At 38.7% G+C, this 11,208-nt stretch carries 11 protein-coding genes; 8 read left to right on the top strand and 3 right to left on the bottom strand.

Going from position 1 to position 11,208, the window contains the following annotated elements; all coding sequences use genetic code 11:
* The first annotated feature begins 123 nt into the window (after positions 1 to 123).
* From CXF89_RS19570 to CXF89_RS19560, 3 genes are read left to right on the top strand one after another with little or no spacing between them, the layout of a single operon-like run.
* Positions 124 to 2,145, top strand: a complete 2,022-nt coding sequence (locus CXF89_RS19570) for a GAF domain-containing hybrid sensor histidine kinase/response regulator (protein WP_121955533.1) — start codon at positions 124 to 126, stop codon at positions 2,143 to 2,145.
* Positions 2,146 to 2,185: 40 nt separating this feature from the next.
* The gene (locus CXF89_RS19565; RefSeq protein ID WP_121955532.1) at positions 2,186 to 2,443 is read left to right on the top strand and encodes a hypothetical protein; all 258 of its coding nucleotides are present in this window, start codon (positions 2,186 to 2,188) and stop codon (positions 2,441 to 2,443) included.
* A gap of 44 nt (positions 2,444 to 2,487) precedes the next feature.
* Complete coding sequence (locus tag CXF89_RS19560) at positions 2,488 to 2,943, top strand: PH domain-containing protein (protein ID WP_169044637.1); 456 nt, start codon at positions 2,488 to 2,490, stop codon at positions 2,941 to 2,943.
* Between the two features lie 107 nt (positions 2,944 to 3,050).
* On the opposite strand, the gene ahpF is transcribed toward CXF89_RS19560, so the two are convergent.
* On the bottom strand, positions 3,051 to 4,625 hold the full coding sequence (gene ahpF / locus CXF89_RS19555; RefSeq protein WP_121955530.1) for an alkyl hydroperoxide reductase subunit F: 1,575 nt from the start codon (positions 4,623 to 4,625) through the stop codon (positions 3,051 to 3,053).
* A gap of 157 nt (positions 4,626 to 4,782) precedes the next feature.
* Complete coding sequence (ahpC, locus tag CXF89_RS19550; RefSeq protein WP_007581822.1) at positions 4,783 to 5,352, bottom strand: alkyl hydroperoxide reductase subunit C; 570 nt, start codon at positions 5,350 to 5,352, stop codon at positions 4,783 to 4,785.
* A 282-nt stretch (positions 5,353 to 5,634) separates the two neighbouring features.
* Here ahpC and CXF89_RS19545 point away from each other — a divergent pair, with 282 nt between their 5' ends.
* From CXF89_RS19545 to CXF89_RS19535, 3 genes are all read left to right on the top strand, one after another.
* A complete protein-coding gene (locus CXF89_RS19545) occupies positions 5,635 to 6,054 on the top strand; it encodes a DUF3429 domain-containing protein (RefSeq protein WP_121955529.1) in 420 nt (139 codons plus the stop codon).
* 67 nt (positions 6,055 to 6,121) lie between these two features.
* A complete protein-coding gene (locus CXF89_RS19540) occupies positions 6,122 to 6,523 on the top strand; it encodes a hypothetical protein (protein WP_002960599.1) in 402 nt (133 codons plus the stop codon).
* A 3-nt stretch (positions 6,524 to 6,526) separates the two neighbouring features.
* Positions 6,527 to 7,342: a class I SAM-dependent methyltransferase gene (locus CXF89_RS19535; protein WP_121955528.1), complete on the top strand. Its 816-nt coding sequence runs from the start codon at positions 6,527 to 6,529 to the stop codon at positions 7,340 to 7,342.
* Between the two features lie 27 nt (positions 7,343 to 7,369).
* On the opposite strand, the gene CXF89_RS19530 is transcribed toward CXF89_RS19535, so the two are convergent.
* On the bottom strand, positions 7,370 to 8,974 hold the full coding sequence (locus CXF89_RS19530) for a GMC family oxidoreductase (RefSeq protein WP_121955527.1): 1,605 nt from the start codon (positions 8,972 to 8,974) through the stop codon (positions 7,370 to 7,372).
* Between the two features lie 102 nt (positions 8,975 to 9,076).
* On the opposite strand from CXF89_RS19530, the gene CXF89_RS19525 reads away from it, so the two are divergent.
* Together CXF89_RS19525 and CXF89_RS19520 are read left to right on the top strand one after the other, a co-directional pair.
* Positions 9,077 to 10,087, top strand: a complete 1,011-nt coding sequence (locus tag CXF89_RS19525) for an AraC family transcriptional regulator (RefSeq protein ID WP_121955526.1) — start codon at positions 9,077 to 9,079, stop codon at positions 10,085 to 10,087.
* Positions 10,088 to 10,127: 40 nt separating this feature from the next.
* The gene (locus CXF89_RS19520; protein WP_121955525.1) at positions 10,128 to 11,114 is read left to right on the top strand and encodes a Gfo/Idh/MocA family protein; all 987 of its coding nucleotides are present in this window, start codon (positions 10,128 to 10,130) and stop codon (positions 11,112 to 11,114) included.
* Positions 11,115 to 11,208 lie beyond the last annotated feature (94 nt).

The raw sequence follows: 11,208 nt of genomic DNA, 5'->3' as shown, positions 1-11,208 counted from the left end.
TAATACGTATCAATTTTAGTTATTAGTAATTAAAACTGCTAAACTGGATTTTAAACTAATACCAATGCCCTAATTGGCCTATGTATTATATAAATTGAACAAAAGCTTACGGGGTGTTTTCTTTTGAATTTTTTACGATGTTTTCACGATATAGTTTCTAATCAATCTCTTGATTTTGAAAGTAAAATTAATAAGCTCTTAGTGTTTGGGTTAGAAGTATTTGACCTTGAACTAGGTATTATTAGTAAAGTAGATGAAAACAGCTACACCGTTTTATATGCCAAAACCCCTGACAACTCACTTTTACCCGGTACCGTGTTTGAATTACAAGGCACCTATTGCGTACATACGCTCGCTGCAGGCTCTGCACTTGCCTTTCATAAAGCATCTCAAAGCGCAATTGCAAACCACCCCTGTTATATAAACTTTCAGTTAGAGTCTTATATTGGCGCGCCAATAAAAATTGGTGATAAAATATTTGGCACCGTTAACTTTTCATCCGCAAAAGACTCCCTCGCTTTTAACGATGATGCTTATGACTACATCGAATTATTTGCACAATGGCTTGGATCGGAATTTGCTCGCACCCAAGCTAAAGAACAACTCATAAAAAATAGTAATACTTTATTAAAGTTAGAACACGTTGCAAATATAGGTACGTGGGAGGTTGATCTAATCTCCGATAAAATTACCTGGAGCGAGCAAACATACCTCATACATGAGGTGGATGAACAATTTCAACCGCAAATGAATTCTGCAGTCGAGTTTTATAAAGAAGGTCCAAGTCGTGAAAGCATTACTCGCGCGGTAGAATTAGCCATAGAAAAAGGCAAAAAATGGAATTTAGAACTAGAAATAGTAACCGCTAAAAATAAACATTTATGGGTGGCTACCTTTGGTGAGGCCGAATTTGATGAAGGCCGATGTGTCCGATTATTTGGCACCTGCCAAGATGTAACCGAGTCAGTAATGCTCCGAGAAGAGCTTAAACAAAAGCAAGCTCAAGCAGAGCGCCTACTTGAAGACAGAAGCATGCTATTTGCCAAAATCAGCCACGAATTAAGAACCCCACTGAATGGCATTACAGGTATGCTAACCACATTAGTTGATGAACACAGTGAAGAAGTTCGCGCTGAAAAAATTAAAATAGGCCTTAGAAGCGCCGATATTTTACTTAGTATTATTAACGAAGTGCTCGATTTTTCTAAAATTAATCATGGTGAGCTAAAGCTTGAACCTACTGACTTTTTACTAAAAACAATTTTTACCGATTTAACTTCTTTATATACACCTCTATTTAAAAACACGCATGTAACGCTACAAGTAAATAATACAATTGATGACAACTGCTGGGCGTTTAGCGACAACACACGCCTTAGCCAGATTGCTTCTAACTTACTGAGTAATGCACTTAAATTCACTGAAAATGGTTCAGTTACACTAAACACCAGCCTTTCTAAAGTAAAAACTAAGCTAAGTTTAAATATTGAAGTGTCTGATACAGGCCGAGGAATGAGTAAAGGCTTTTTAGAATCACTGTTTTCTCCTTTTTCTCAAGAAGTAGATGCTAAAAATTCAAAAGGTGGAACAGGCCTTGGCCTTGCAATAGTAAAAGAACTTGTTGAATATATGGGCGGCAAAATAAAGGTAAAAAGTACACCTAATAAAGGCACTACGTTTTTAGTAAATATTCCTATTGAGAAAGGGACAGAACAAAAACAAGAAAACCTCAAATCAACGTTAGATATCAATGGCAGTGAACTATCAGTACTTGTAGTCGATGATAACGATATTAATAGGTTGGTACTTCATGCTTCTTTAGGCAAACTTAATATAAAAGCCGACTCTGCAGTTGATGGCCAAGATGCTGTATTAAAATGTCGCCAAAAGCATTATGACCTTATTTTTATGGACTGCATAATGCCCATACTCGATGGATTTGAGGCAACAAAGCAGCTTAGATCAGAAAAAATCTGCTCGCATGAAGGAACCTACATAGCAGCAATAACAGCTAACACTTCATCACAAGACAAACTTGCCTGCAAACAAGCCGGTATGGATATGTTTATATCAAAACCGTTTAAACTACCCATACTTGAAAAGGCAGTTATTAACGCGCTTGAGCATACCGTAAAAATCAGCTAATTTTTACTGCACTGCCACTGGTAAAAAATAAGAACATAAAATGAAAAACATAATTAGAACTATATTACTAACAGTACTTATTGTTGCAGTATTTAAAGGCGTTTCCACTGGGCAATGGAGCTCATCAATAACAATAGTTATCGTATCAGGCGTATTGCTGTTAGTTACATTTATCAGTGCTAAGCCATCACGTGGATCATCAGCTTATACTGGCAGTGACTCATCAGTTTCCTCTAGCAGTAACTCATCGCATTCTCATACAAATTGTAGCGGCGGTGATTCTGGTGGCTGTGATTAATAAATCATAAAGGCCTATTAAAAACTTTGTGTTACGGGGATATTTTGCCAACAATTAAAATTGCTAAGTTCTGGCGTTCGATCGAGGCATTAGGAGAAATTGCTACTAGAATCCTTGGCCTAGGATTAGTCTATCTAATTTTCTCATTCATAGGGCAAGAATTGATAGGTGAGCAGTTCAAAAATGATGTTCTACTAAGCTTAGTCGTTTTACCTGCAATTTATGTCCTGAAAGATTCTCATAAAATATTGGAAGCAGTTTTTATAGAAGTTCTCACTAAAGACAACTCTATAACCGTATTTAGTGGAATACTAACAAGAAGAGAAGACAAACTAGGTTTCAAAAGCGTTGAAAATGTAGAGCAAGTCACAACAATTTTAGGCCGTATTTGTGGCTACTCCACAATCCACTTATATGCTTATGGAAGCTGGGTGAGGATACCTTTTATTAAAGATCCAGAGAAGCTCAGAGTTTGGCTTGAAGAGCGAATACCTCACTAAGATTTCATTAACATAAAAAAGCCGCCTTTGGAGAAGGGCGGCTTGGGTTAACAAACAGCTATGGGTGTAGCCTTGCTGTTATATCAAGAGAATTTTTACTAATTACATTAAGCAGCGCTTTGATCAGCTTCTTCAGAGTGACGAATTAAATAATCAAATGCACCTAAACTTGCTGTTGCACCGCTGCCCATTGCAATAATAATTTGTTTAAAAGGAGTATTGGTTGCATCCCCCGCGCCGTAAATTCCTGGTAGTGACGTTGCGCCTTTAGCATCAATCAGTATTTCACCAAATTTGCTTAATTCAAGGTCGCTGTCCTTTAACCATTCGGTATTTGGTATTAAGCCTATCTGTACAAATATACCGGCAAGTTCAAGCTCTTTGCTCTCTCCCGACACTCTATCTGTGTACACTAAGCCAGTTACTTTTTTACCATCGCCAAGTACTTCGGTAGTTTGTGCACTTTTGATAATGGTAATATTAGCCATGCTTTTAGCTTTACGAATAAGCACTTCATCAGCTCGTAATGTGTCTGCAAATTCAAGTACCGTAACGCTTTGCACAATATTAGCTAAATCGATTGCCGCTTCTATACCCGAATTGCCACCGCCAATTACGGCAACAGGTTTACCTTTAAATAAAGGGCCATCACAATGTGGGCAATATGCCACACCATGGCCGCGATATTCTTGCTCCCCTGGTACGTTCATTTCGCGCCAGCGTGCACCAGTGGCAAGTACGAGCGACTTAGCTTTGAGTACTGCGCCATTTTCTAGTGTAATTTCGTAGCCATTGTTATAACCAAGTGCCGCTGCACGCTGATTATGCATTACATCTACATCGTATTCTTTAACGTGCTCTTCAAGCTGGGCAACCAATTTTGGCCCTTCAGTCGCCTTAATCGAAATAAAGTTTTCTATTGCTAATGTATCTGCAACTTGTCCACCAAATCTGTCGGCAACAATACCCGTATTTAACCCTTTTCGTGCTGAGTAAATCGCAGCCGATGCGCCCGCAGGCCCACCACCAATTACAAGTACATCAAATTTATCTTTTTTACTTAGCGATTCAGCTTGACGCTGTGCCCCTTTGCTATCTACTTTATTGAGTATGTCGGTAAGGCTTAGTGCACCTTGGCTAAATGGTTCGCCATTTAAATATACAGCCGGTACAGCTAAAATATTTCGCTCTTCTACCTCACTTTGAAATAATGCGCCATCAATCATGGTCGCTTTAATATTGCTGTTTGTCGCTGCCATAGTATTAAGTGCTTGGACTACTTGCGGGCACGTTTGGCAACTTAAACTTATATATACTTCAAAGTTAAGTTCTTGAGTAAGCGATTGTATTTGCTTAATGTCTTCGCTTTTAGCTTTACTTGCGTGTCCGCCAGTATGTAAAAGTGCTAGCACTAAACTTGTGAATTCGTGGCCCATAGGTACGCCTGCAAACGTAATATGAGTGTTTTTAATAGGTGAATGTACAACCATTGACGGGCGACGCGCGCTTGTATCAGGATTGTTCATTACCGTAAATTTATCGCTCAGTGAGGCTAAATCGTTCGCTAAGCTTTCTACTTCTGCTGATTTTTTGCTGTCATCCAAGGCAATAAGCAGCTCAACAGGTTGAGTAAGCGATTCAAAATGGCTTTTTAATTGATTTTTTATGTTGTTATCTAACATGGCTTAACCCTTTTAGGAAAATTTAAACAGCAAGCCTCCCATGCCAAATAATGCATGTGCTTAAACAAGTATATTGATATATAGGAGGCACCAACAAACGGATGTTCGTTGATTTAAGGGCAGTTACCTGCCCTTATAGTAGGAATAAATCTGATACTTAGATTTTACCAACTAAATCTAGTGAAGGTGCAAGTGTGTCTTCACCTGGCTGCCAAGATGCAGGACAAACTTCACCGTCGTGAGTTGCAATGTATTGTGCAGCTTGTACTTTACGAACAAGTTCTTTAGCGCTACGGCCAATACCTAAATCGTGAGTTTCGATAATTTTAATTTCGCCTTCTGGGTTCATTACAAATGTACCGCGAAGTGCTAAGCCTTCTTCTTCAATCATTACGCCAAAGCTACGAGTAATACGTCCTGTTGGGTCGCCAATCATTGGGTAAGTAATTTTACCAATTGTGTCTGACGTATCGTGCCATGCTTTGTGAGTGAAGTGAGTGTCAGTAGATACTGAGTAAACTTCTACGCCCATTTCTTGAAGTTGTGCGTAATAATCTGCAACATCACCAAGTTCAGTAGGACATACAAATGTAAAGTCTGCAGGGTAAAAGAAGAAGATTGACCATTTACCTAGAACATCTTTTTCAGACAATTCTACAAAGTCACCGTTGTGGTAAGCGGTTGCATTGAATGGTTGTAATTTAGTATTGATTAATGAAGTGCTCATGGTATTTCCTCATCTATATTTAATGTATTTAAAAAGTAATCAACGCTCTCGTTTAAAACGACCTTCTGCGTTGGCTTGGTTAATACAATAAGGCTAATGGATAATTAAATAAAATTGATTGTTTAGATTAAAACAATCGGTTTTTTGGATTGAACTATATAATCCCTGTTATCGTAAGCATTATTGGGATTGTAAACGCTGGCGAATTATTAAGATCGCTAATCGCAATACTGCTACAATAGCCGCGCTTCAAATAAGTCATTAAATATAAGGCACGCCGTAATGGAAAAATTTTTTAACCACATACAACTAGGTTACTTAGGCTTAATCCCGTTTTTAGGGTGTGTGGGTTGGCCACTTATGTTTGGCAGTAATAGCCTTAACTTAGAGTTTTTTACTTTTTACAGTATCGCCATTTTAGCATTTATGGCAGGTAGCTTGTGGCGCGCCGGAGAGCAAAGCTATAGCAATGCAATTAAAGCGGTATTACCTGTTATCCCAGTTCCATTTTTATCATTTATGCCTGTTGAGTGGGCACTGGCTTGGCTAGGTGCTAGTTTTTGGTTAGTACTTATATTTGAAAAAGCCACACCACAATGGCAAACCTATCATAAAGATTATCAAAAAATGCGTGTTGTACTTACCTCCGTTGTGTTTGTTTGTCACATCCTAACTATTGGTATGAGTATTTATCCTAAATAGCAGCTGTAAACTTAAATGTTGCACAGTAATAAGGTAATATCCGCGCACTGCTATTTGAGGACACACCATGATTGACCAACTACGCCAACAACTCGATGAACTTGGCGAAAACTACGTAGAAAAAAACGCTGCATTTAAAATCAAAGTGATCCCATTTTTTTGTGCTATTCGCATTAAAAAAGATCATAAAAGCGAAGGTCGTTTAAGCTTTTATTCAAGTCAATTACTCGAAATTTTCTTAGTCGTCTTATTTTTGCTATTTGGTTTAACACTGTACGATACAGATGCAGGATTTACTCACGGCCCTATTCATATTGCCTTTGCCATTTTAATTACCTTTAATCTTATTATTAAACAAATCGCAATTGAAGGGTTAAAAACCAGACTTGCGTTTCATCGTTTACTAGCAAAAGACTCACAAACAAATAGCGATATAAATAATACTGCTACAAACATAAACGCTAAATAAAATATGTATTTAAATCCTCAATGGCGAATACTCACCGTAGGCGATGGCGATTTATCTTTTTCGAACGCTATTTACACTCATCTATCGCCAAAAGCTTTGGTTGCATCCACTTACGATGACCAAACTACTATTGAGCAAAAGTATCAGCACAATGCACTTGGCAATCTAAAAGCGCATAACGTTGAGGTACTTAATAGTTTTGATGTAACAAATCCCGCGTGTTGGCAAACTCTAAGTGAAAACCAGCACAGCTTTGACGTGGTTATTTTTCAGTTTCCGCTTATACCTGCGTTTGTTGGCCGTGAAGCATTTGAAAACAACACGCGCCAAACCAGTATGAACGTATTAAACCGCGCTTTACTGCATCAATTTATTAAATACGCTAACGAATACGCGCTTGATAAAAATGGTCCAATGCTGTGTTACATCACTTCAAAGGATGTAAAACCTTATCGAGAATGGAATATAGAAGGGAGTTTAAATAACGGTTTAAACGCTGATTATTTAGGCCAAATCCCATTTGATATTAGCCATTTTGAAGGTTATAAAATTCGTAATGTTGACCGCGATAAACACGTAAAAGACACCAGCGGCATAACTTACGTTTTCAGCCCAAAAAGTATTGATACACATACTAGCGAATTAAGCTCACGTCTTACCAAACCTGCATACTTAACATCTAACCATTGCCCCCTTTGCCGCGTTGGACCCTATATGGCAAGCGAGGACGAAACCAAGCATCTAAACGCTAAAAAGCATCAGCAAATGCTACATCTTGAAAGCGATTGGCAACAATGGCTAAATGAGTTTTATAGCTAATAAATAGCCCTACTACAGTTTATTTAATTACACCTTTTCGTGTTTAATTAAATCAGCTGCTTTTTCAGCAATCGCAATTACCGGTGCATTTGTGTTGCCGGTAATAATGGTAGGCATAATCGACGCATCGACTACGCGTAAGTTACTTACCCCGTGTACTCGCAAATTAGTATCCACCACTGCCATTGAGTCCTGCCCCATTTTACATGTCCCGACTGGGTGATATTCGGTATCTGCAGTTTGGCGTATAAACTCAATTAGCTGATCATCATTATTTATATCAAGCGGATAGAGCATTTTACCGCGTATGTTATCAAAAGCTTTGCTTTGCATAATAGTGAGTGTTTTTCTAAGGCCTGCAAGCATTACAGTTAAATCATCTGGATGGCTTAAGTAATTAGGGTCAATAAGTGGAGCACTACGTGGGTTGTTATCAGCTAATGTAATAGTACCTCGGCTTTTGGGGCGCATAATACTGCTGTGTATACTGTAACCATGCCCAGTGTGTAATTTACGACTATGATCGTCCACCAGCCCAATTACAAATTCTAGCTGCACATCGGGCGCTGGCGAGCCTTCAAATAATTTAATAAACGCGTGCGACTCTGCAAAGTTACTGGTTAATCGCCCTTGTCGTTTACTAAACCAGTTAACACAGCCTTTTATAATGCTGGCAATGCCTAGCGGGCTTATACCAAATGTGCCTTTATTTGTTTTTGATTTATAAAGTGGCACTACTGTTAAGTGATCCTGTAAATTAGCGCCAACACCTTCAAGCACGTGCTGAACCTTAATGTTATGTGCACTTAAATGCTCTTTTGGGCCAATACCTGAAAGCATTAATATTTGCGGCGAATTAATAGCGCCAGCACTAAGTATTACCTCTTTTTTAGCACGTAAATTAATAACCTCTTTATTACGCTCTATTTGCACACCTTGCGCTATCTTATTGGTTATATTTATTTTATTAACGTGGCTATGGGTTAATACCGTTAAATTGGGGCGGTTTAAATGCGGTGTTAAATATGCTTTTGCTGCACTACAACGCTCGCCATTGTGCTGAGTTACCTGCGATAAACGTGCACCACTTTGCTCTTTGCCATTTATATCGTCGCTTAAATTAACGCCCTGCTCAGCACAGGCATTTAAAAAATACTGGTTTACATCGCTTGGGTTATTTAGCTCTTGTACATGTAGCAGACCCTTTGTCCCATGCAGCTCATTATTTATAAACGCTTTATTGTTCTCAGCTTTAATAAAGTACGGGAGTAAACTATCAAAATCCCATCCCGTGTTGCCATTAGCAGCCCATTGGTCGTAATCGTACTTATTACCTCTTATGTAAACCATTGCATTAGTCGAGCTTGACCCACCCAGTACTTTGCCACGCGGCACAAAACCACATCGGTTATTAAGCTCTTTTTGTGGCACCGTATTGTAATGCCAGCTATTTATGCCATAAGGGACACTCGCTGCTATGCCTGCTGGCATTTGCACAAATACACTGTTATCACTGCCGCCAGCTTCAATTAAGCACACACTTATATTTTTATCCTCAGACAATCGCGATGCCATAACGCAGCCGCCACTACCTGCGCCAATCACAATGTAATCAAATGTTGTATTGTTCATGGTGTACCTTAATAAAAGTTTTAAACGGCTTTAACAGTAATAGTGCATAGAAAAACCCAATAAAACTTGATATTTTTAGACATCGTTTATTTGGGGTTAACCATGAGCAGCCTAATCAGAGCCACGTCATTACAAGGTATAGACACCCTAATTAGCGAATTTGGCGGCGATCCGCATGAAATAATGCAAAACTGTAATATTAATAACGTTGACTTTAAAAATCTCGATAACCAATATTTACCTTATCGAGATTACGCTGAGCTATTAGAATACTGTGCTTGTAAGTTCAATTGCTCTAGTTTTGGCCTTAAGCTCGCAAGTAGACAAAATTTTGATATTTTAGGGCATATTGCAATAGCAGCTAAAAGTAGTACTAATTTAGGTGATGCACTTAATTGGGTTATTAAATACCTTCACTTGCACAGCCCTGCACTTAGCTTAAACTCGCACCCTTTAGAGAATGATAAAAGCTTGTTTTTATCATTCGAAATTAATTTAAAACCATTACCGCACATCAACCAAGTAATTGAGCTAACCATTGGTTTAGCATTGGCTGTTATTAAAAAGCTGAGTAATAACCGCTGCAAACCAATTAATATATTTTTGCCAAAAAAATTAAGTACTAATACTCGTGCCTATAACACTTACTTTGGTTGTAACGTTATAGAGCATCGCAACAGCGCTGGTATTGTAATCTCAAAAAGTGATTTAACTCTTGATCTTGATCACCCTGAACTAAATAAAGTACAAGCAGCGCTAAGCTTCTTGGCAAAAAACAAAGAACACACACAACCGTTGCCCAACCAAGTTAGTGCGCTAATTAGGCCTATGCTTCCTATTTATCAATGTAGTAACCAAACTATTTCAGCTGCGCTGGGTATGCACCCGCGTACTCTGCATCGAGAACTTATCAAACATAATACGAGCTTTGTAAAACTTAAAGATGCCACTCGTCGCGCTTTAGCTGCACACTATTTAGCACAAAGCCAATTTACAATATCAACCATATCTGAGCTTTTAGGGTATCAGGAACAAGCAACGCTAAGTGTTAATGTTAAACGCTGGTTTGGATGTTCTCCTCGAGCATATAGGACTAAAAAAATGTTAAACTAAACACTCTTATTATTATTTTTATTTAAGCTAAGGAGTGAGCATGAACTTTGTTATTGTTGGCACTAATTTTATTAGCGACACACTGTTAGCCGCTGCAAATACATTAAACGATTTTAATTTATATGGGGTGTGCTCGCGCGCAGTATCAAGCGGCGAAGCGTTTTTAGCCAAACACCCACAAAATGCACAAGCAAAAATTTTCACCTCAATCGAGCAAGTATGCCAAGATCACAATGTTGATGCTGTCTACATAGCCGCCCCTAACAGCTTACATAAGCAATATGCCGTTATGTGTCTAGAAGCGGGTAAACATGTCCTTGGCGAAAAACCATCAGCAGCCAATTCTAAAGAGCTTGCAAGCATTATAGCTACAGCAAAAAAGTATCAACGCCTTTACATGGAAGCCATGATGACCACTCACTTGCCTAACTTTCCACGGCTGCAACAGGCAATGGTAAAAATTGGCACTCCACGTAAATATATTGGCCAGTACAGTCAATATTCATCGCGTTACGATAAGTATAAAAATGGCGAACGCCCAAATACATTTTTACCCGAGTTTGCTAACGGTGCTTTAGTTGATTTAGGGATTTACCCACTGTATTTATTGATTGCATTGTGGGGCGCACCAAACTGTGTACACGCAAGCGGCATATTACTTGATACAGGTGTAGATGGTGCGGGCGATGTATTACTAAACTACACAGATAAACAAGCCGTTATTAGTTACTCCAAAATATCGCAAGGCGACAACATAACCGAAATACAAGGCGAACTTGGACGCATACGTATAGAAGCCGTATCGCAACTCAAAAAGGTGGAGTTTATTGCTAATAATGGTGAGGTAGAGGTTATATCCCAGCCGTTTGATGAGCACTTTATGAAATACGAAGTTGAACATTTTATGGCATTAGTGAAGCAAAATATTCTTGAGTCACCCGTTAATACACATATTTTAGCCAGTAACGTAATGAGCGTACTTGATGAAGCGCGCAAACAGCTTGGGGTTGTGTACCCTAACGACTAACTAAATAAAATATGGGCGTTAACCAACGACAGTTAACGCCCAGAAGAAAGCTTAAATAGCTCTCGTATAACTACACATTTTACAAAACACACTT

The organism is Pseudoalteromonas sp. MelDa3, assembly GCF_002863625.1.
GTDB classification, from domain to species: Bacteria; Pseudomonadota; Gammaproteobacteria; order Enterobacterales; family Alteromonadaceae; genus Pseudoalteromonas; species Pseudoalteromonas arctica.
The sequence above is the reverse complement of the archived record's forward strand: the minus strand, read 5'-3'. Positions and strand labels throughout refer to the sequence as shown.

What these genes read in the sequence shown, in the direction of transcription:
- CXF89_RS19565 (WP_121955532.1), top strand. Translation starts at nt 2,186, where the DNA reads ATGAAAAACATAATTAGAACTATATTACTAACAGTACTTATTGTTGCA.
- ahpF (WP_121955530.1), bottom strand. Translation starts at nt 4,625, where the DNA reads ATGTTAGATAACAACATAAAAAATCAATTAAAAAGCCATTTTGAATCG.
- ahpC (WP_007581822.1), bottom strand. Translation starts at nt 5,352, where the DNA reads ATGAGCACTTCATTAATCAATACTAAATTACAACCATTCAATGCAACC.
- CXF89_RS19545 (WP_121955529.1), top strand. Translation starts at nt 5,635, where the DNA reads ATGGAAAAATTTTTTAACCACATACAACTAGGTTACTTAGGCTTAATC.
- CXF89_RS19540 (WP_002960599.1), top strand. Translation starts at nt 6,122, where the DNA reads ATGATTGACCAACTACGCCAACAACTCGATGAACTTGGCGAAAACTAC.
- CXF89_RS19535 (WP_121955528.1), top strand. Translation starts at nt 6,527, where the DNA reads ATGTATTTAAATCCTCAATGGCGAATACTCACCGTAGGCGATGGCGAT.
- CXF89_RS19530 (WP_121955527.1), bottom strand. Translation starts at nt 8,974, where the DNA reads ATGAACAATACAACATTTGATTACATTGTGATTGGCGCAGGTAGTGGC.
- CXF89_RS19525 (WP_121955526.1), top strand. Translation starts at nt 9,077, where the DNA reads ATGAGCAGCCTAATCAGAGCCACGTCATTACAAGGTATAGACACCCTA.
- CXF89_RS19520 (WP_121955525.1), top strand. Translation starts at nt 10,128, where the DNA reads ATGAACTTTGTTATTGTTGGCACTAATTTTATTAGCGACACACTGTTA.